The organism is Pseudomonas purpurea, assembly GCF_039908635.1.
Classification (GTDB): domain Bacteria; phylum Pseudomonadota; class Gammaproteobacteria; order Pseudomonadales; family Pseudomonadaceae; genus Aquipseudomonas; species Aquipseudomonas purpurea.
Window position 1 is genome coordinate 394,069 of sequence record NZ_CP150918.1, and the last position, 20,750, is coordinate 414,818.

Below are 20,750 nucleotides of genomic sequence, written 5' to 3' on the forward strand. Positions count from 1 at the left end.
AGGCGCTGATGCGAGGAAAATGCAAAAACCAAACCAAGGCTCCGAAAAGAAGCAATAAACCCCTGAAACGGGCGTTTGAAGCTCGATTGCGTGGCGTTCTGTCAGCTTCGACGGGTACTTTCGAACCAAAATGGGTTGATAAGTGGGTAGGGTGCAACCTATTGCACCAATATAGTGCGCAAACCTGGGAGGTGTTCAGAAGAAAGGAAAAATCCCGACTTTTTCTTCTTCAGGCTTGTCGGCGAGGGGGCATTCCGGGCGTTTGCCGTAGTCGGTCATTACGCAGGGTGTGACCTGACGCTTCTGCGCCAGGGAAATACGCAGCATGTGAAATGGCTGGTTGGCCGTGCGTTCGACGATGCGTCCCTGCTCGTCGAGTATTTCCACCGCGAGGTGGTGGCTGCCGCGATCAACATTGCTCAGGGCGAACACCGGGCTGGGGCCCGGCTCGGCGGTCGCTTTGCCATCCAGCAACAGCCGGTAACGGTGCCCGCGTTGCAGGCTGGGTTCGCTGGTGACGCTGACGATCAGTTCGCCCGCGCTGCTGCGCACGGAGGCATCCGGGTCCGGCACCAGCACTCGAAGCATTTCGTAGCGAAACAGCGGTGTTTCTTCAGTTTTCCTGGGCGAGGCGTTTGGCGTGGTGCCGACGGGATGGGCCGCCATGCGATTGCCCGGTGCCAGCGGCACCCGTTTCGCATTGCCGGGTTGCGGCTGGTCGGTGAACACCCGGTTGCCCTGAGCGTCGAGGTAGGTGTAAACCTCGGCCAGCGCCGGGAGGCTGATCAGCCACAGGCTGGTGATGATGAGCCAGCGCTTCACGGCGTATGCACGCGTTGAACGGTGAAAGTCACCGTCGGGCTTTGCTGGACCACGCGTTCTGCGGCGAGTACCTGCACCGCGAGGCTGTGTTCACCGCGATCAATATTGACCAATTGCAGGCGCGGTACGTTGCTCGGCTGGCCATAAGGCTGGCCGTCCAGCAGCAGTCGCAACAGATGCGGCCCTTGCAGGCGGGGCTGGATCTGCACGCCGACGGTGAAGGTGCCGTTGTTGGCGCGCAGGGCTTCTTCGGTGGGCAGACCAGTCAGTTCCAGCACGGCATACGCGGCGCTGCTGTCATTGCGCGGGGCGGAGGGTTGTTCTGCTGCCGGTTGCTGGCGTTCAACCTGGTTGAGCGGTGGCAGCTCGACCGCTTGGCTCTTCACGCCATCGGGCGGCTGATTGCTGTAGGCAGCGTTGCCGTCGGCGTCGGTGTACTTGTAGATCTGCGCGACGGCAGGCAGGGCAATCAGAGGCAGTATCAGCAGAAAACCACGACCCATAAAAATCGACCGATAAACGAAGACGTTGGGTGCAGCATAGGTCAACGGCGGGGGTTGGCCCAAGGTGCTTACATGCCGTCATGAAATGGATCGCTGGTGCAAACAAAAGCCTCCCGAAGGAGGCTCGATGTCAGGGGGCTCCAGGTGACCAGGGGCCGCTGGGTTCATCGTTCTCATAGTGGCCGCTGCCATCCTTTGTGAGCCAGGGACCTTGGCGTTTGCCGTTCAGGTAGTTGCCGCGTTCCACTGTTTTGTCGCCGACACGGCGTTCGCTCGGACCATTGAGCTGGTCATGGACGTAGGTGTCGAAGCCGCGAATGTCGTTATCGGCAGGTTCATCGTTCTCGGAGGGCAGGATGTCCCAGCGGCCTTCGCGCTGGTCGTTTTCATAAAGGCCGGTCTGGGTATTTTCAGGGGTGGTGACATACCATTGGCCCTGACGCTTGCCCTCGACATAAGGGCCGCTCTGGTGCTCTTCCCAGCCTTTGCTGAAGTGCCATTCACCCGTGCGCAGGCCGTGACTGTACTTGCCTTGGGCGCCGATGAAACCATGGCCGTACACAACACTGTCGCCGTCTTCGCTGCCGCGGTAGCGGGTCGGATCGGTTTCCCAGGCGATCTGGCTGACCTGATAGTTGTAGACCGTACGCGAGCCCTCATGCAGGGGTTTGCCGTAGCCGCGCCAGTAGGTGACGGTCAGGAAGCGGCCATCCTTTTTCTGGAAGGTTTTCTTGTAGGCCAGTTGTTCCTCACCCGGCGGGGTGTGGCGGATCAGTTGCTGGCTATCGTCGAAGTAGCCGACCAGCGTGCCTTGGGTGTGGTCGATCTGATCGAATTCGGCAATGTCCGAATTTTCAAAGAAGAAGCGGTGGTTGAGTTGCGTCAGTTGGGCCAGGGCCTTTTTGACCGTGAGGGCGTCGAGGGTTTTCTTGCCGTCGACGATGCGGTCGAGGGCTTTTTGCAGCGAGCCGACCTGGCTATAAAGATGATCGTTGGCGTCGTAGCGGTAGGCATGTACCTGGTAACGACCCTGCTGCTTGAACAGGACGAAGCGGGTCGGCCTCTCGCTGTCCAGTGACATGGCGAAGACGGACTCGATCGAGGCGTCGCCGAAGTTATCGAGCAGTTGCGGTGACTGGTCGGGTGCCTGGCTGGGGCTGTAATAGCCTTTGACGCCATCGGCCTCCTTGAAGAATGCGAGGGTCATCGCGCTTTCCGGCAGGTTGCCGAGCAGCGGATGAGCCAACGGTTTGCCGTCATAGAAGGGTGCAGCGTGGGCGGTGCCCCATGCGAGGCAGCCGATCACGACCAGGTGTGTCCACTTCATGCGAATCCCTTCGTCTGGTGCACCGATGTCGGTGCGCGAAAATTGCCGATTATCCATGGATGTACAAACGCGGGAAATCAGCGCCCATAAAAAAGACCTCCCGAAGGAGGCCTCTTTTGAGTCACGCCGCTTGCGCGAGCGCTACCGGATCAGCAGCTGTAGTACAGCTCGTATTCCAGTGGGTGTACGAAGGTACGAACCTTGATCTCTTCTTCGCTTTTCAGGGCGATGTAGGCGTCGATGAAGTCGTCGCTGAACACGCCGCCTTTGGTCAGGAACGCACGACCTTTGTCCAGCTCTTCCAGGGCTTCTTTCAGGCTGCCGCACACTTGCGGGATCTCTTTCGCCTCTTCAGGCGGCAGGTCGTACAGGTTTTTGTCAGCGGCGTCGCCAGGGTGGATCTTGTTCTGGATGCCGTCCAGGCCAGCCATCAATAGTGCAGCGAAGCCCAGGTACGGGTTGGCTGCCGGGTCCGGGAAGCGTGCTTCGATGCGGCGAGCGCGAGGGCTGGACACGTAAGGAATACGGATCGACGCGGAACGGTTGCGAGCCGAGTAGGCCAGCATTACCGGAGCTTCGAAGCCCGGGACCAGACGCTTGTAGGAGTTGGTCGACGGGTTGGTGAAGCCGTTCAGGGCTTTACCGTGCTTGATGATGCCGCCGATGAAGTACAGAGCGGTGTCGGACAGGCCGGCATAGCCTTCGCCTGCGAAGGTGTTCTTGCCATCTTTGGCGATGGACAGGTGAACGTGCATACCCGAACCGTTGTCGCCGTACAGAGGCTTGGGCATGAAGGTCGCGGTGCGGCCGTAAGCATCGGCAACGTTGTGTACGCAGTACTTGAGGGTCTGAACTTCGTCAGCCTTGGCAACCAGGGTGTTGAACTTGACGCCGATTTCGTTCTGGCCGGCAGTCGCCACTTCGTGGTGGTGAACTTCGATGACCAGGCCCATTTCTTCCATGGCGTTGCACATGGAGGTACGGATTTCGTGGTCGTGGTCGAACGGCGGAACCGGGAAGTAGCCACCTTTGACGCCTGGACGGTGGCCTTTGTTGCCGCCTTCCACGTCCTGGTCGGACATCCACGAACCTTGTTCGGAGAAGATTTTGAACATGGAGCCGGAAATGTCGGACTTGAACTTCACTTCGTCGAAGATGAAGAACTCAGGCTCTGGACCTACGAATACGGTGTCGCCGATACCGGTGGACTTCAGGTATTCCTCGGCGCGCTTGGCGATGGCGCGTGGGTCGCGGTCATAGCCTTGCATGGTCGAAGGCTCGATGACGTCGCACACCAGGATCAGGGTCGGCTCTTCGGTGAACGGATCCAGGACGGCAGTGGTGTCGTCCGGCATCAGGATCATGTCGGAGGCTTCGATGCCTTTCCAGCCAGCGATGGAGGAACCGTCGAACATTTTACCTTCTTCGAAGAAGGCGTCATCCAGCGCGTCACGGGCCGGCATGGTCACGTGGTGCTGAGTGCCTTTGGTATCAGTGAAGCGCAGATCAATCCACTTGACGTCATGATCTTTGATGAGTTGAACCGACTTCGACATAGTGTCCTCCGGGTGGCTTCGGGCAGGTAGTGGAGTGCCCTTAGAATGTGGGTGATGCCGGCGCGAATACTCTGCCAAGGCAACCTGCCTCACAAGGGAGCAAATTGCATGCCAGTGCCCCGACTTGGGTTTTTCGCCCCAATCCCACGCATATAAAGGTGAAAGCGCAGGGTTTGCGCAAAATATCGCCCTTTAATGTAGCGCTTTAAGTGATAAATGACCTGTTTTGGTGCATCGAAAACCTTCTGCACATTAACTGGTTAAACCTTGAGCAATTTCCGCTATAATCCGCGCCCCCCTTTTTCGGCTGGCCCAGCGCGCGCTGTTTTCATGAAACTAATCGTAAAAGTCTTCCCCGAGATCACCATCAAGAGCCGCCCGGTACGGATGCGTTTCATCCGTCAATTGGCCAAGAACATCCGTGCCGTGCTCCGCGATCTGGACCCGGCTGTGGTGGTGAACGGCGTATGGGACAACCTCGAGCTGGAAACGCACGTCACTGACCCCAAAGCCCTGAAGGACATGACCGAGCGCCTGAGCTGCATGCCGGGCATCGCGCATTTCCTGCAGGTTGACGAGTACCCGCTGGGCGACTTCGACGACGTCGTCGCCAAGTGCAAGCTGCACTTCGGCGATTCGTTGGCCGGGAAGATTTTTTCGGTGCGCTGCAAGCGTGCCGGCAAGCACGAATTCAGCTCCATGGACGTCGAGAAGTACGTCGGCAGCCAACTGCGTCGTCAGTGCGGTGCTGCCGGTATTTCCCTGAAAGAGCCTGAAATCGAAGTTCGCATCGAAATTCGCGACAAACGGTTGTTCGTGATCCACAACCAGCACAACAGCATCGGCGGTTACCCGCTGGGCGCGCTGGAACAGACCCTGGTGCTGATGTCCGGCGGTTTCGATTCCACCGTCGCCGCCTACCAGATCATGCGCCGCGGGCTGATGGCGCACTTCTGCTTCTTCAATCTCGGCGGGCGTGCCCACGAATTGGGCGTGATGGAAGTCGCGCACTTCATCTGGAAGAAGTACGGCAGCTCTCAGCGCGTGTTATTTGTCAGTGTGCCGTTCGAGGAAGTGCTGGGCGAAATTCTCGGGAAAGTCGATAACAGTCATATGGGCGTAGTATTGAAGCGTATGATGTTGCGCGCTGCGTCCCGAATCGCTGATCGACTGGACATCGAGGCACTGGTCACCGGTGAAGCGATTTCCCAGGTGTCGAGCCAGACATTGCCGAACCTGTCCGTGATCGACTGCGTGACCGACAAGCTGGTCTTGCGTCCGCTGATCGCCAGTCACAAGCAGGACATCATCGACCTGGCCAACGAAATCGGCACCGCCGACTTCGCCAAGCACATGCCGGAATACTGCGGGGTCATCTCGGTGAACCCCAAGACCCACGCCAAGCGTCCGCGTGTGGAGCATGAAGAGAAAGAATTCGACATGGCGGTGCTCGAGCGTGCGCTCGAGAACGCCAAACTGGTGCCGATCGATCGCGTAATCGATGAATTGGGCCAGGACGTGCAGATTGAAGAAGTCAGTGAAGCGCTGGCCGGTCAGATCGTCATCGACATCCGTCACCCGGATGCCGCTGAAGACGACCCGTTACAGCTTGCTGGCGTCGAGGTACAAGCGATGCCGTTTTATGCACTGAACGCTCGTTTCAAGGAACTGGACCCTACTCGCCAGTACCTGCTGTATTGCGACAAAGGCGTGATGAGTCGCCTGCATGCCCACCATTTGCTCAGTGAGGGGCATGCCAATGTGCGCGTTTATCGACCGAGCTAAGAGCCCGGGGCTGTTTGCCTGTGGCCTGCGTCACCGGCCCCCCGACGCCGCCGTCAAGCTGTAACGGCTTTGCGGACGCAACGTTAATCGCTGCCAAGACTTGTCAGCACACCGAATCCTCTGATCGAGATACACAAGTGATCGAAAATCTACGCAACATCGCCATCATTGCTCACGTTGACCATGGTAAAACCACCCTGGTAGACAAACTCTTGCGTCAATCCGGCACCCTGGAGCGCAACGAGCTCAACGACGAGCGCGTGATGGACTCCAACGACCAGGAGAAAGAGCGCGGTATTACCATTCTGGCGAAAAACACCGCCATCAACTGGAACGGCTACCACATCAACATCGTGGACACCCCGGGCCACGCCGACTTCGGCGGCGAAGTTGAACGCGTAATGTCGATGGTTGACTCCGTTCTGCTGCTGGTTGACGCTCAAGACGGCCCTATGCCGCAAACCCGTTTCGTGACCAAGAAGGCGTTCGAAGCCGGCCTGCGTCCAATCGTGGTCATCAACAAGGTTGACCGTCCAGGCGCGCGTCCGGACTGGGTTCTGGACCAGATCTTCGACCTGTTCGACAACCTGGGTGCTACCGAAGAACAGCTGGACTTCAAAGTCGTCTACGCCTCGGCCCTGAACGGTATTGCCGGTCTGGAACACACCGACATGGCTGAAGACATGACCCCGCTGTACCAGTCGATCGTCGACAACGTACCTGCGCCGAAAGTCGACCGTGACGGTCCGTTCCAGATGCAAATCTCCGCACTGGACTACAACAGCTTCCTGGGTGTTATCGGCGTTGGCCGTATCGCTCGTGGTCGCGTCAAGCCGAACACTCAAGTTGTGGCTATCGACGCTGACGGCAAGCGCCGCAACGGCCGTATCCTGAAGTTGATGGGTCACCACGGTCTGCACCGTATCGACGTTGAAGAAGCAGCTGCCGGCGACATCGTCTGCATCAGCGGCTTCGACCAGCTGTTCATCTCCGACACTCTGTGCGACCCACTGAACGTCGAAGCGATGAAGCCGCTGACCGTTGACGAGCCAACCGTTTCCATGACTTTCCAGGTAAACGACTCGCCTTTCTGCGGTAAAGAAGGCAAGTTCGTGACCAGCCGTAACATCAAGGAACGTCTGGACAAGGAACTGCTCTACAACGTTGCCCTGCGCGTTGAAGAAGGCGACTCGGCTGACAAGTTCAAAGTCTCCGGCCGTGGTGAGCTGCACCTCTCGGTACTGATCGAAACCATGCGTCGCGAAGGCTTCGAAATGGGTGTTGGTCGTCCGGAAGTGATCATCCGCATGGTTGACGGCGTCAAGCACGAACCGTACGAAAACGTGACCATCGACCTGCCGGAAGAATCGCAAGGTTCGATCATGGAACAGATCGGTATCCGTAAGGGCGACCTGACCAACATGGTTCCGGATGGCAAGGGCCGTGTGCGCCTTGAGTACAACATCCCGGCACGTGGCCTGATCGGTTTCCGTAACGAGTTCCTGACCCTGACCTCCGGTGCAGGCATCCTGACCTCGATCTTCGACCGTTACGACGTGATGAAGTCCGGCGACATGTCCGGCCGTCAGAACGGCGTGCTGGTTTCGGTTGCCACCGGTAAGGCTCTGACTTACTCGCTGGAAACCCTGCAAGCTCGCGGCAAACTGTTCCTGGGTCACGGTGAAGACGTGTACGAAGGTCAAATCGTCGGCATCAACAGCCGCGACAACGACCTGGGCGTCAACCCAACCAAAGGCAAGAAGCTCGACAACATGCGTGCTTCGGGTAAAGACGAAACCATCGCTCTGGTTCCGCCTATCCGCTTCACTCTGGAGCAGGCTCTGGAATTCGTTCAAGAAGACGAATTGTGTGAAGTCACTCCTAAGTCCATCCGTCTTCGCAAGAAGATCCTGGGCGAAAGCGAGCGTACCCGCGCTGCCAAGAAAAGCGGCAACTGAGTTTCGACTTAGTTAACGCTTAAAAAAACGCCCCCGACCGCAAGGTCGGGGGCGTTTTTGTTTGTCTGGGGTTTGTGCGATGTCTGTGGCGAGCGAGCTTGCTCGCGCTGGGCTGCGTAGCGGCCCCAGGATATTTGCAGCTAACGTCGATTTTGTGAGTGCTGCGCACTCAAGCGGGAGCAAGCTCCCTCGCCACAGGTAACAGGTTTCGGATCAGAACTTCTGCCTGATCAGAACTTTTCGAGCGTGCGACGGCTACTGCTGCTCTCGCGCACCACTTCTTTGGGCTTGTAAGCGCAATACCCCGGCCGCGGGCCTATTTTCGGGTGGTTGCGGCAGGTGTCCGGGCGCTTTTCATAAATAGTGCACAAACGGCTTTTGCGGTCCAGGTACAGGCAATCGTTGTTGCTCATGCGCTGGAGCGTGAAGATCTCGGACTTCTGGTTGTAACGCTCGACGATCCCTTCCTTTTGCAGGCGCTTGGCGATGTTCTTCGGCGGGTCGCCGCGTTCGAACTCATCGACGATGCCGATGCGGATCAGATCCTTGATCTTGACCTCCACCGGCAGCGTGCAGCAACTGGACACGCAGGAGCCACACATGGGGGCGGAGTACTTGGCCCAGGTATCGAGACGGTCGATCTCCGCGGCGGCGATCAGGTTGGGCTTCATCATGTGGGATTACCAGCGTGCATCAGGGCGCGCGATCATACCGGGACTGGTGATTTTTTGAACGACCATTTGCCGGTTTTTTCTTGTCGGCGTGCATTTTTTGAGGCAGCGGCACGGCATCTGCATCTTTTCACGGCGTACCGGCAAGGACGAAGGCCTGAGGGCGGCGTTTGCAGAAAACGCCGAACCCCTGCTTTTGCCTCGTGTCAGACCGACTAGGCTCAGACCATTCCATGCTCGATCGAGGTCCTACCCATGACTCAGGAACCGCTTGTTCGTGACGCTGAGGTGGCCGCTTTTCGCGACGCCGTGTTGACCAAACTCACCTACGCCGTAGGCAAGGATCCGGATCACGCCTTTGACCATGACTGGTTCGAAGCCATCGCCCTGGCGGCGCGCGATCACATGGTCGAACGCTGGATGGACCACACGCGGCATATCTACCGCAAGGGCCAGAAGCGCGTTTACTACCTCTCTCTGGAATTCCTCATCGGCCGCCTGCTCTACGACAGCCTGAGCAACCTTGGCTTGCTGGACGTGGCGCGCGAGGCGCTGACCGAACTCGGTGTCGACCTGGAGTGCATCCGCCTGCTGGAGCCGGACGCGGCCCTGGGCAATGGGGGCCTCGGACGGCTGGCCGCGTGCTTCATGGAAAGCATGTCGACCCTCGGTATCGCCGGCCACGGCTACGGGATTCGATATGAACACGGCCTGTTCCGCCAGGCGATTGTCGACGGATGGCAGCAGGAGCAGACCGAACACTGGCTGGATTTCGGCAACCCGTGGGAGTTCGAGCGCCCGGAGGTGATCTACCCGATCGGTTTCGGCGGCGGCGTCGAAACGGTCACCGACGAGAGCGGCAAGAGCAAGCAAGTCTGGACGCCGTCCGAAACCGTGCGTGCGGTGGCGTATGACACACCGGTGGTGGGGTGGCGCGGGGCGAGCGTCAACACGCTGCGCTTGTGGCGGGCGCGGGCCATGGAAGACCTGCACCTGGAGCGCTTCAATGCCGGTGACCATTTGGGCGCGGTGGCCGAAGTGGCTCGCGCCGAAAGCATCTCACGGGTGCTTTACCCTGCCGACAGCACCGAGGGCCGGTCAGGAGCTGCGGCTGCGCCAGGAATATTTCTTCGTGGCTGCGTCGTTGCAAGACTTGCTGCGTCGCCATCGCAACATGCACGGCTCGGTGCTGACGTTGGGCGAACACGCGGCGATCCAGCTTAACGACACTCACCCCTCGATTGCCGTGGCCGAGTTGATGCGCCAACTGCTCGATGTGTATGACGTGGCGTGGGACGCTGCCTGGCAGATCACCGTCGACACGCTGTCATACACCAACCACACGTTGTTGCCCGAGGCGCTGGAAACCTGGCCGGTGGGGCTGATGGAGCGGATGCTGCCACGGCACATGCAGATCATTTACCTGATCAACGCCCAACACATCGACTCGCTGCGGGCCAAGGGCATTCATGATTTCGACGTGCTGCGCGCGGTGTCGCTGATCGAAGAAGACAACGGCCGCCGTGTGCGCATGGGCAACCTGGCGTTCCTCGGCTCCCACAGCGTCAACGGCGTGTCCGGGTTGCACACGCAATTGATGCGCAGCACGGTGTTTTCCGAACTGCACAAGTTGTACCCGGACCGGATCAACAACAAGACCAACGGCATCACCTTCCGCCGCTGGTTGTACCAGGCCAACCCGGAGCTGACGTCGATGATGGTCGATGCGCTGGGGCCGGGCCTGCTGGACGATCCCGAGCAGAAGCTGATCGAACTGGAACCGTTTGCCGAGAAAGCGGCGTTCCGCAAGCAATTCGCCGAGCAGCGGCTGCACAGCAAAAGGGCGTTGGCCAGCCTGATTCATGAGCGCCTGGGCATTGCGGTGAACCCGGCGGCGCTGTTCGATGTGCAGGTCAAACGCATTCACGAGTACAAACGCCAGTTGCTCAATCTGTTTCATACGGTGGCGCTGTATCAGGCGATTCGCGCCGAGCCGGAAACCGATTGGGTGCCACGGGTGAAGATTTTCGCGGGTAAGGCGGCGGCCAGTTATCACCAGGCCAAGCTGATCATCAAACTGACCAACGACATTGCCCGCACGATCAACAACGACCCGACCGTGCGTGGGTTGCTGAAGGTGGTGTTCCTGCCCAACTACAACGTCAGCCTGGCCGAAAGCATCATTCCGGCGGCCGACCTGTCGGAGCAGATTTCCACCGCCGGTTTCGAGGCGTCGGGCACCAGCAACATGAAGTTCGGCCTCAATGGCGCGCTGACCATCGGCACGCTGGACGGTGCCAACGTGGAGATGTGCGAGCGCATTGGTGCCGAGCACATGTTCATCTTCGGTTTGAGCGCCCAGCAAGTCGGGGCGCGCAAGCGCAATGGCGAGTTCCACGCAGGGCCTGATATTGCGGCGTCTCACCGGCTCAGTGATGTGCTGCAAGCGATTCGCGGCGGTGTGTTCTCGCCCGATGACCCGTCGCGTTACGCAGGGCTGATCGACTCATTGGTCGACTATGATCGCTTCCTGGTCTGCGCCGACTTTGATTCCTATTGGCATGCCCAGGGGCGGGTTGAAGCGCATTGGCACGATTCGAAGCAGTGGTGGCGCTCGGCGGTGCTCAATACCGCGCGGATGGGCTGGTTCTCATCCGACCGGACCATTCGCGAGTACGCCACGGATATCTGGAAAGCGCTGGGGTAACTTTTAGCAATAATTGCGAGCAAGGCCCAGCGGTTGTTAGGTCGGACCGATATACTAAGCACCAACTTCAACCCTGTGGGAGCGAGCTTGCTCGCGAAAGCGGACTGACATTCGACATCAATGTTGAACGTTACGCCCTATTCGCGAGCAAGCCCGCTCCCACAGTGGATGTGTGGTGCAGACGCAATCTGTTCCCACACTGGATTCCGGGTGTCTGGTTACTAGACTGAGCCAGACGCTGTTGTGCCCGGATTCGCCCGGCAATGGGCCGCTTAGGGATATCGACCATGCAATGGATTTTCATGCTGATGGGGCTGGTGCTGGGCTGGGTGCTCGATGAGTCCTTCAGCGATGCACTGATTGGCGCACTGATGGGGCTGGGTATTGGCCAGACCATCGCGCTTGGCCGGCTCAATGCGCAAGCCGCCGAGCAGTCTCGTCTGTTGCAGTTGGCCCAGACTGCCCTCGGCGCGGTCGAGCAGCGGCTGGCGTTGCTGGAGCGCAGTGGCGGCCACGTTGCGCCAACCACTGAACCGATCACGGCCAGCGAGCCGCTCCTTGCGCCTGACATTATCTTCGACGAAGCCCCCGAGCCTGAGTCGGCGCCGTTGCCTGCGGCCCAGGAACTGGTCTGGGAATTGCCGCCCGAATTCGAACCGGTGCAGGCGAGCATCACCCCGCCCGTCGATCTTTGGGCGCCGCAGCCTCGCGAGCCGCAACCCCCTGCCGAACCCCGTGGCCCCAACCTGATCGAGCGCGCCATCGCAGGCGCACGCACGTGGTTGTTTGGCGGTAACACGGTGCTGCGCATTGGCGTGGTGCTGCTGTTCTTCGGTCTGGCGTTCCTGTTGCGTTACGCCACTGAAGGCATGGTGGTGCCGATCGAGATGCGCTACGCCGGGGTTGCGGCGGCGGCATTGGCGTTATTGGGGCTGGGTTGGTGGTTGCGCCTGCGCAACACAAACTACGCATTGATCCTTCAGGGCACCGGCATTGCCGTGCTGTACCTGACCGTGTTTGCCGCCATGCGCCTGCACCCGTTGCTCGATCCGAGCGCAGCGCTGGGTTTGCTGGTGGCGGTGACGGTGTTCTCGGCGATTCTGGCGATCACCCAGGACTCCCTGGCGCTCGCCTGTGCGGCGGCGCTGGGCGGGTTTGCCGCGCCGATCCTGACCTCCACCGGCGCCGGTAACCATGTCGCACTGTTCAGCTACTTCGCCTTGCTCAACGCCGGCATTCTCGCCATCGCCTGGTTCAAGGCCTGGCGCCTGCTCAACCTGATCGGCTTTGCCGGCACCTTCGGCATCGGATTCGCCTGGGGCGTGCGTTCCTATGCGCCGCAGTTGCTAGGGAGCACCGAGCCGTTCCTGATTCTGTTCTTCCTGATGTACCTGGCGATTGGCTTGCTGTTCACCCGACGCAAGTTGCTGGAGATGAGCGACGCGCCAGAGGACGACAGCCGTGACGCGCTGCTGCGCTGGTCGGCGCGCAAGGGCGATTATGTTGACGGCACGATGCTGTTCGGGCCGCCGCTGCTGGGTTTTGGCTTGCAGTTCGCGCTGGTTCAGCATCTGGAATTTGCCGCCGCGTTCAGTGCGTTGGCGTTGGGCGTCATCTACATGGGGCTGGCGCGTTTTCTCAGCGGTGGCCGTGCCTTGTTGCTGGCGGAAACCTGCCTGGCGCTGGGAGTGATTTTTGCGTCGCTGGCGATTCCGTTAGGGTTGGATGCGCGCTGGACGGCAGCGGCCTGGGCCGTGGAGGGCGCGGGGATTTTCTGGCTCGGCCTGCGTCAGCATCGGCCCTTGGCGCGAGCCTTTGCCTTGTTGCTGCAACTGGGGTCGGCGCTGGCGTTCCTCAGTGAGCTGCGTCTGGGTGACAGCAGCCTGCTCGACGCGGCACCGCTGGGTGCGCTGATGCTCGGCGTGGCGCTGCTGTTCAGTTTCTATCAATTGCGCAACGCGTCCCCTGAGCAGACGTCGGCCTGGGAACGCAAGGGCTTGCCGGTGCTGGCGTGCCTGGGGTTGACCTTCCTCTACCTGCTGGCGCCGCTGTTTTTCTTCACTCATGGCACGGCGATCAGTTGGGCGCTGGCCGGGCTGGCGACGTTGTTCGTTGGGCTGCGCCTGCAATCGCGGACTTTCCTGTTCACCGCGTTTGCCGTGCAATTGCTCGGCGGTGCGTTGTTCCTGTTGCGCCTGCAAGGCGCCAGCGGTGATGCAACGGCGGTGTTCAGCGCCGGCTGGAGCGGTTTGCTGACGGCGTCGTTGATTGGCCTGGCGTTGATCGGTGCCATGCTGTTCGCCGCTCGCGATGACATGGTGCGCAGCGACGTGCGCCTGCTGCGCGGCCTGTCGCTGGTGTTGCTGGCGGGGTTGGTGCTGATCAACCTGGCGGTGCTGTTCGTGTTGCCGTGGCAAACGGCGAGCGGGGTGTGGGCGGCGAGCGGTTTGTTGATCATCTGGCTGAGTCTGTATCTCCAGCAACGGGTCAGTTTTGTGTTTGGCCTGTTGTTGCAGGTGATTGGCGGTGCAGCGTTCCTGATCGCCGGGCCTGAGTTGTTCGGGCCGCTGAGCAGTGAAGGTCTGCGGCCGCTGGGTCATAGCGGCTTCTGGACGCCGATGGTGCTGGGGCTGGCGGCGCTGGTCGGTGCCTGGCGCTTGCAACTCGGTCATCAGGCGAGCGCGTTCGATGCCTTGAGTTTGCAGCGCCTGTCCAACGTGCTGCTGGTGTGGGGCGCCGGATGGTGGCTGTTCGGGTTGTTCAGCGAAGCGCAGCGTTTTGTCGCACAGCCTCTGGAAGCCGCAGCGATGCTCGGGATTCTGGCCACGAGTGCGGCACTTTGGTCGGTACTGGCCCTGCGCTTGAAATGGCCGGCACTGGGGCAGGTGGGTACTGGGCTGACGCCAGCCGCCGCGCTGGTGTTGGGGGTGTTCTGGCATGGGTCCTATCACCCGGCGGCCAACTTCGGCTGGCTGGCGTGGACGGCCGTGTTCGTGGTGCATTTCATCTCGTTGCGGCGCCTGGTATCAATGCTTTCGGCGCGAGCGGTGAGCGTGGCGCACGTGATCGGTTGCTGGTTGCTGATACTGGTGTTGGCGCTTGAGTTGCGCTACGGCTTGCTGGTGTTGGCGGAACAATACAACGCCTGGCGCTGGCTGGGCTGGGCGGTCCTGCCAAGCCTGTACCTGGTGCTGATGGCCGCGCCACGGACCTGGCCATGGCCGGTCTCGGCGTACGCCCGCGAGTACCGGATTTACGCCGCGCTGCCGCTGGCGGTGTTGATGTTGGCGTGGTTCTGGCTGGCCAACCTGTTCAGTGACGGCACGGCTGAACCGCTGCCTTATCTGCCACTGGTCAATCCGCTGGAAGTGGGGCTGCTGTTCGCGTTGGGCGGGGTGTATGTGTGGTCCCGCAGTGCGGTCAGCCACTGGGCGATCCGCGCCGATTACGCCACCAAGGTTGCGGAAGTGATTGCCGGGGTGTCGCTGTTTGCCTTCTTCACCGCGCTGGTGATGCGCACCGCCTATCACTGGGGCGGTGTGCCGTTTGAGTTAGTGGCGCAGTTGGATTCGATGCTGGTGCAAGCGGGGCTGTCGATCGTCTGGACCTTGATTGCCCTGGGGCTGATGATCGGCGGGCATGTGCGTCACCGTCGCGAGGTCTGGCTGGTGGGCGCGGGGTTGATTGCGCTGGTGGTCGCCAAGTTGGTGTTTGTCGAACTGAGCAACCGTGGCGGACTGGCGCGGATCGTGTCGTTTATCGGGGTCGGCGTGTTGCTGCTGGTGGTGGGCTATTTTGCGCCGCTACCGCCAAAACGCGTCGAAGCAACACCTGAGCCGGACAAGCCGGCCAGTGAATCTGAGGGAGTGTCATCGTGAGTGCGAAGTTGAGCCTGGTCTGTCTGTGGGCTGTGGGGATCTGTGTGGCGTGGTCGGCCCAGGCCCAGGAAAAACCGTCGGACTTCAGCACGCAGTTGCCGTTGAGCTTGAGTGGTGAAGGCCCCTGGTATCGGCTCGACATGCCACTGGCGGTGCAGTTGAGCGCACGCCAGACCGATCTCGGTGACGTGCGAGTGTTCAATACGGCGGGTGAGGCACAGGCTTATTCGCTGGTGCGCGCGCAGGCGCAGAATCCCGATAACCCGGTGGTGCACGACGTTAAATGGTTCCCGCTCTACGACTCGGCCGAGGCTCGCGAGTCGGTACCGAGCGTGCGAGTGCAGTCGAATGCCAACGGCACGCTGGTGGAGGTTCAGCCGTCCACGCACCTTGAAGCGGGCGAAGAAGTGTTGCGCGGCTGGTTGCTGGATGCCAGTGCGATCAAGACGCCGTTGCAGCAGTTGACCCTCGACTGGACCAGTGACCGCGATGGCTTCCAGTATTTCAGCATCGAGGCCAGTGACGACTTGCAGCATTGGCAGTCGTGGGGCGATGGGCAGGTGGCGCGTTTGTCGTATGCCGACGAGCGGGTTGAACAACATGAAGTGGGCTTGCCGGGGCAGCGCGCCCGTTACTTGCGGCTGTTGTGGAAGAACCCGCAGTCGGCACCGGCCCTGACCCTGGCACAGTTGCAGAGCCTGAGCGTCGGCAGCGTGGCGCAGCCGTTGATCTGGTCGCAGCCGGTAGCGGGCAGCAATCCAAAACCTGGCCTGTACACCTGGAAACTGCCCATGGGGTTGAACGTCGAACGGGTGAAAATTGAACTGAGCCAGGCCAACAGCCTGGCACCGGTGACGTTATCTACCCGCCGCGAAAGCAGTCAGCCCTGGCAGCCAGCGGGTGGTGGTCTGCTGTATCGGCTGACCCAGAATGGCCAGGATGTGCTGCAAAATGAACTGCAGCTGTACGGGCAGGTGGTTCGAGAGCTGAAGCTTACCGTCGATGAGCGTGGTGGCGGTCTGGGTACGCAAACACCGGATTTGCGGTTTGCCGTACGTTCGACCCAACTGGTGTTTCTGGCGCGCGGTGCCGGGCCATACACCCTGGCACTGGGCAGTGCCACGGCGGGCGCAAGCCAATTGCCCTTGTCGACATTGATCCCCGATTACAGTGCCACGCGCATGGCTGAGCTGGGGCAGGCCCGGGTCGAGGACGGGGGCAAGGTCTTGCAGACGGGGGCGGTGACGCAGGTTGACGGTGGCCTGGACTGGAAGAAGATCGGTTTGTGGGCGGTGTTGCTGCTCGGGGTGCTGGGGCTGGCGGCGATGGCGTTAAGTTTGCTGCGCAAGCCGTCGGTGAAGAATTAAGACTGGCGCAGCTTTTGTGGCGAGGGAGCTTGCTCCCGCTCGGCTGCGAAGCAGTCGCAAGATTTCCGGGCACCGCTCGATTGCCTGTTTAGGGCCGCTTCGCACCCCCAGCGGGAGCAAGCTCCCTCGCCACAGCTGCACGCATTTGCAACTACGCTAAACCCCGTGCATGAACTCCATTGCGTGAATCTCGTCTGATAGGAGGAATTGCGCCCCGACTCGCGTTAAACTGCGCGGGTTTTTAGCCCCCCATTCCTCCGGAGCCTTCCATGTCCCGCGTTACCCTGAGTCGCTATTTGATTGAGCAGACCCGTAGCAACAACACCCCTGCCGATCTGCGTTTCCTGATCGAAGTGGTGGCGCGTGCTTGCAAGGAAATCAGCCACGCCGTTTCCAAAGGCGCCCTGGGCGGTGTTCTGGGCAGCATGGGCACTGAGAACGTACAGGGCGAAGTGCAGAAGAAGCTCGACGTGATCTCCAACGAGATCCTGCTCGAAGCCAACGAATGGGGCGGTCACCTGGCCGGCATGGCATCCGAAGAAATGGACAATGCCTACCAGATCCCGGGCAAGTACCCGAAAGGCGCGTACCTGCTGGTATTCGACCCACTGGACGGCTCGTCGAACATCGATATCAACGCACCGGTCGGTACTATTTTCTCGGTGCTGCGTTGCCCGAACGAATACCTGAGCCAGAACGAAGCCTTGAACGAAAAGGCCTTCCTGCAGCCGGGTACCGAGCAGGTAGCCGCCGGTTATGCCATCTACGGCCCACAGACCATGCTGGTGCTGACCCTGGGTGATGGCGTGAAAGGCTTTACCCTGGACCGTGAAATGGGCAGCTTCGTGCTGACCCATGAAGACATCAAGATCCCGACCTCCACTCAGGAATTCGCGATCAACATGTCCAACCAGCGTCACTGGGAAGCGCCGGTACAGCGCTACGTCGGCGAATTGCTGGCTGGCGAAGAAGGCCCGCTGAAAAAGAACTACAACATGCGCTGGGTCGCCGCGATGGTAGCCGACGTACACCGCATCCTGACCCGTGGCGGCCTGTTCATGTACCCACGCGACAGCCGCGAGCCGTCGAAGCCGGGCAAACTGCGCCTGATGTACGAAGCCAACCCGATGTCGTTCCTGGTCGAGCAGGCGGGTGGTGCGTCGACCAACGGTCACCAGCGCATCCTCGACATCAAGCCAGAAGGCCTGCACCAGCGTGTTGCAGTGTTCCTGGGTTCGAAAGAAGAAGTTGAACGCGTAACGGCTTACCACAAGGAATAAACCATGACCGCGCCCTGGCAGCCGTTGCTCGAATGGTGGTTCGGTTCAGCCGACAGCCCTGACGATGTGGCGGCGCAGAAGGGCAAGTTATGGTTTGGTAAGCGTGACAGCCAGGACCTCGAAGCGCGCACGCGTTTCGGGGACTTGGTGGAACAGGCACTGGCCGGCGGATTGACCGAGTGGACGCAACGTCCCGAAGGTTGGCTGGCCCTGGTGTTGCTGCTCGATCAGTTACCGCGAATGATCTTTCGCCAGACCCCCAAATCCTTTGCAGGCGACCTGCGTGCTCAAGCGCTGGTGGCTCAAGGCATTGCCGCGGATTTCGACCGGCAGCTGCCGCCGATCCGGCGCGTCTTCATCTACCTGGTGTTCGAGCATTGCGAGCATCTGGCGGTGCAGAACGAGGCGGTTTCACGCTTTGCCGACTTGCTGGCCCAACAGCCCGAGGTGGATCGGTCGGTGTTTGCCGATAACCTGGATTACGCCGAACGGCATCAGAAAATCATCGCCCGGTTTGGACGGTTTCCCCATCGCAATGCGGTGTTGGGAAGGGAGTCTACGGCTGAGGAACTGGAGTTTCTTGCAGGACCTGGATCACGGTTCTAGCTATTTGTTGTTGCTGATACCGCTATCGCGAGCAAGCTCGCTCCCACATTTGATCTTCAGCGGACACAAATTTTGTGTTCAGCCGAGATCCACTGTGGGAGCGAGCTTGCTCGCGATGGGGCCTTCAAGGACGCGTCAGATCCGGAAGCTACCCACCAACTGCTTCAACCGCGCCGCTTGCTGTTCAAGGTCGGCACACGCGCGCAAGGTCGATTGCAGGTTCTCCACGCCTTCCTGGTTCAGCGTGTTGATTTCGGTGATGTCGATGTTGAGCGACTCGACCACGGACGTCTGTTCTTCGGTCGCGGCGGCGACGGACTGGTTCATGCCGTCGATTTCGCCGATGCGCTGGGTCACGCTGCCCAGGCGTTCGCCCGCCTGATTGGCGATGCCGACGCTGCCTTCGCTCTGGCGTTGGCTGTCGGTCATGATCGCCACCGCTTCGCGGGCACCGACCTGCAGTTCTTCAATCATCTTCTGCACTTGCTGCGCCGAATCCTGGGTGCGGTGAGCGAGGTTGCGCACTTCGTCAGCCACCACCGCGAAACCGCGCCCGGCTTCACCGGCGCGGGCCGCTTCGATGGCCGCGTTGAGGGCCAGCAGGTTGGTCTGTTGCGAGATGCTGGTGATCACTTCCAGGATCTGGCCGATGTTCACCGTGTTGCTGTTGAGCGTTTCGATGTTGGCGCACGAGTCGCTGATTTTGGTCGACAGTTGTTGCATCGCCGTGATGGTTTTTTCCACCACGTGCTGACCGTCTTCGGCCAGGCTGCGAGCATCGCTGGAGTGCTGCGAGGCGAGGGCCGCGTTCTGGGCGATTTCCTGGGCGGCAGCGCCGAGCTGGTTGATCGCCGCCGCCACGCTGCTGGTGCGCGAGGCTTGCTGGTCGGAATTGAACATCGACGAGTTGGAAGCGCTGACCACGCGCAAGGCGACTTCGTTGACCTGGCCGGTGGCCGAGGCCACTTCGCGGATCGAAGTGTGGATGCGCTCCACAAAACGGTTGAACGCGGTGCCCAGGGCGCCAAATTCGTCATGGTTGTGGATGGCCAGGCGTTTGGTCAGGTCGCCTTCACCTTCGGCGATGTCCTGCATGGCGCGGCCCATGGTCAGCAGCGGCTGCATCAGCACGCTGATCAGCATGCCGAGCAGGCTGATGATGATCACCACCGCGATCACCATGGCGATGATGGCCGAGGTGCGGAATTCGCTGAGCATCGAGAACGCGGTGTCCTGGTCGAGCACCAGCGCCACGTACCAGTCGGCCGACGGCACGCCGTTGACGTGGGTGAAGGAGATGAACTGGGTCTTGCCGTTCACCTCGACTTCTTTCATGCCCGGGCTGACGCTGGGTGCACCATTTGGAAAGGCATCGGCGAGGCTTTTGAGCACCAGTTTGCTGTCCGGGTGGATCAGGATCTTGCCTTCGCTGCTGACGATGAACGCGTGGCCGTGGCCGCCGAAATTCAGCGAGTTGATGATTGCGCTGACGTTTGTCAGGTCGATGTCCGCGCCAGCGACGCCGATCATCTGGTTGTGATGCTGCACCGGGGTGGCGACGGTGATCACCAGTTTGCCCGAGGACGCGGCGATGTACGGTTCGGTGACGATGGTCTGCTGTGCGCTGTTGGCAGCTTTGTACCAGCCACGGGCGCGGGGATCATAGTCGGCGGCGCGGTTGCCGGCCGGCACCGAGAACATCACACCGTCGGCACCACCGAAGTAGCTCAGCTGAAAGTTGCTGGTATAGGCGGGCAGGCCCACGGCGCGCTTGAGGTTGTCCAGCGCGGGGCCGTCGACGGCGACTTGTTGCGCCAGCGATTGCAGCAATTGAATGCGGCTTTCCAGCCAGGTCTGGATGTTGCTGGTGGTCAGGCTGCCCAGTTCCTGCATCGAGGCTTCGGTGCTGCTGCGCAGCGTCTGGCGCTGGCGGTAGTCGTTGAACATGATGAAACAGGCGAACGCAACGGCGACCACAAGGGCGGCTGCAAGCAGGATCTTGTGGCTGAACTTCATGTTTCTGGTCATTAAGTGAACTACCGCGAGGGGGCTGGTCAACGAGGGGCGTCAATTTGCCACAGTAGAGGGCTTTGCGCTGCTCCTATGTCGACAGGCCAGCGCCAAAGATTAGGCGGCTTTGGCGAAAACCGACGAAATACCCGCTGACCCTGCAAAGTCGCTGATTTCAGGGCGAAATGGCGATTTCTGCCGTTCAAGAAATACCCCGCGCCCACGGGAACCACATGGGGGTTTTCTCTTCTAAGCTTCTGGTTGGCAGCCAGGCCTTCCA

The 20,750-nt window shown here is 60.4% G+C and carries 12 protein-coding genes and 1 pseudogene; 7 read left to right on the plus strand and 6 right to left on the minus strand.

Features of this window, described 5'->3' with window-relative positions:
* Positions 1-195: 195 nt before the first annotated feature.
* The 4 genes from AABM54_RS01810 to glnA form a co-directional block, all read right to left on the minus strand.
* Positions 196-822, minus strand: coding sequence for a DUF4124 domain-containing protein (locus tag AABM54_RS01810; RefSeq protein WP_347903331.1), 627 nt, complete (start codon positions 820-822; stop codon positions 196-198).
* Positions 819-1,325, minus strand: a complete 507-nt coding sequence (locus AABM54_RS01815) for a DUF4124 domain-containing protein (protein ID WP_347903332.1) — start codon at positions 1,323-1,325, stop codon at positions 819-821. The genes AABM54_RS01810 and AABM54_RS01815 overlap by 4 nt, the downstream gene beginning before the upstream one ends.
* A gap of 130 nt (positions 1,326-1,455) precedes the next feature.
* Positions 1,456-2,652 (minus strand): hypothetical protein, encoded by a 1,197-nt coding sequence (locus AABM54_RS01820; protein ID WP_347903334.1) that lies wholly within the window; start codon positions 2,650-2,652, stop codon positions 1,456-1,458.
* A 149-nt stretch (positions 2,653-2,801) separates the two neighbouring features.
* Entirely contained in the window at positions 2,802-4,208 is a 1,407-nt protein-coding gene (gene glnA / locus AABM54_RS01825) for a glutamate--ammonia ligase (RefSeq protein WP_095077959.1), read from the minus strand.
* A 330-nt stretch (positions 4,209-4,538) separates the two neighbouring features.
* Here glnA and thiI point away from each other — a divergent pair, with 330 nt between their 5' ends.
* A complete protein-coding gene (thiI, locus tag AABM54_RS01830; RefSeq protein WP_347903335.1) occupies positions 4,539-5,993 on the plus strand; it encodes a tRNA uracil 4-sulfurtransferase ThiI in 1,455 nt (484 codons plus the stop codon).
* Positions 5,994-6,130: 137 nt separating this feature from the next.
* Complete coding sequence (gene typA, locus AABM54_RS01835; protein ID WP_347903336.1) at positions 6,131-7,951, plus strand: translational GTPase TypA; 1,821 nt, start codon at positions 6,131-6,133, stop codon at positions 7,949-7,951.
* Positions 7,952-8,181: 230 nt separating this feature from the next.
* Here typA and AABM54_RS01840 read toward each other — a convergent pair whose 3' ends face one another.
* Positions 8,182-8,622 (minus strand): YkgJ family cysteine cluster protein, encoded by a 441-nt coding sequence (locus AABM54_RS01840; protein ID WP_347906117.1) that lies wholly within the window; start codon positions 8,620-8,622, stop codon positions 8,182-8,184.
* Between the two features lie 255 nt (positions 8,623-8,877).
* Here AABM54_RS01840 and AABM54_RS01845 point away from each other — a divergent pair.
* The 5 genes and pseudogenes from AABM54_RS01845 (at position 8,878) to AABM54_RS01865 (ending at position 18,460) form a co-directional block, all read left to right on the plus strand.
* Positions 8,878-11,329: pseudogene (locus tag AABM54_RS01845) on the plus strand (glycogen/starch/alpha-glucan phosphorylase).
* A gap of 287 nt (positions 11,330-11,616) precedes the next feature.
* Complete coding sequence (locus AABM54_RS01850; protein ID WP_347903337.1) at positions 11,617-15,207, plus strand: DUF2339 domain-containing protein; 3,591 nt, start codon at positions 11,617-11,619, stop codon at positions 15,205-15,207.
* Complete coding sequence (locus AABM54_RS01855; protein ID WP_347903338.1) at positions 15,204-16,574, plus strand: DUF3999 domain-containing protein; 1,371 nt, start codon at positions 15,204-15,206, stop codon at positions 16,572-16,574. Before AABM54_RS01850 ends, AABM54_RS01855 begins: the two co-directional genes overlap by 4 nt.
* 269 nt (positions 16,575-16,843) lie before the next feature.
* Entirely contained in the window at positions 16,844-17,854 is a 1,011-nt protein-coding gene (locus AABM54_RS01860; RefSeq protein ID WP_347903340.1) for a class 1 fructose-bisphosphatase, read from the plus strand.
* A gap of 3 nt (positions 17,855-17,857) precedes the next feature.
* Entirely contained in the window at positions 17,858-18,460 is a 603-nt protein-coding gene (locus AABM54_RS01865) for a DUF924 family protein (RefSeq protein ID WP_347903341.1), read from the plus strand.
* A gap of 135 nt (positions 18,461-18,595) precedes the next feature.
* Here AABM54_RS01865 and AABM54_RS01870 read toward each other — a convergent pair whose 3' ends face one another.
* Positions 18,596-20,488 (minus strand): methyl-accepting chemotaxis protein, encoded by a 1,893-nt coding sequence (locus tag AABM54_RS01870; RefSeq protein WP_347903342.1) that lies wholly within the window; start codon positions 20,486-20,488, stop codon positions 18,596-18,598.
* Between the last annotated feature and the right edge of the window lie 262 nt (positions 20,489-20,750).

What these genes read in the sequence shown, in the direction of transcription:
- AABM54_RS01815 (WP_347903332.1), bottom strand. Translation starts at nt 1,325, where the DNA reads ATGGGTCGTGGTTTTCTGCTGATACTGCCTCTGATTGCCCTGCCTGCC.
- AABM54_RS01820 (WP_347903334.1), bottom strand. Translation starts at nt 2,652, where the DNA reads ATGAAGTGGACACACCTGGTCGTGATCGGCTGCCTCGCATGGGGCACC.
- glnA (WP_095077959.1), bottom strand. Translation starts at nt 4,208, where the DNA reads ATGTCGAAGTCGGTTCAACTCATCAAAGATCATGACGTCAAGTGGATT.
- thiI (WP_347903335.1), top strand. Translation starts at nt 4,539, where the DNA reads ATGAAACTAATCGTAAAAGTCTTCCCCGAGATCACCATCAAGAGCCGC.
- AABM54_RS01840 (WP_347906117.1), bottom strand. Translation starts at nt 8,622, where the DNA reads ATGAAGCCCAACCTGATCGCCGCCGCGGAGATCGACCGTCTCGATACC.
- AABM54_RS01850 (WP_347903337.1), top strand. Translation starts at nt 11,617, where the DNA reads ATGCAATGGATTTTCATGCTGATGGGGCTGGTGCTGGGCTGGGTGCTC.
- AABM54_RS01860 (WP_347903340.1), top strand. Translation starts at nt 16,844, where the DNA reads ATGTCCCGCGTTACCCTGAGTCGCTATTTGATTGAGCAGACCCGTAGC.
- AABM54_RS01865 (WP_347903341.1), top strand. Translation starts at nt 17,858, where the DNA reads ATGACCGCGCCCTGGCAGCCGTTGCTCGAATGGTGGTTCGGTTCAGCC.
- AABM54_RS01870 (WP_347903342.1), bottom strand. Translation starts at nt 20,488, where the DNA reads ATGACCAGAAACATGAAGTTCAGCCACAAGATCCTGCTTGCAGCCGCC.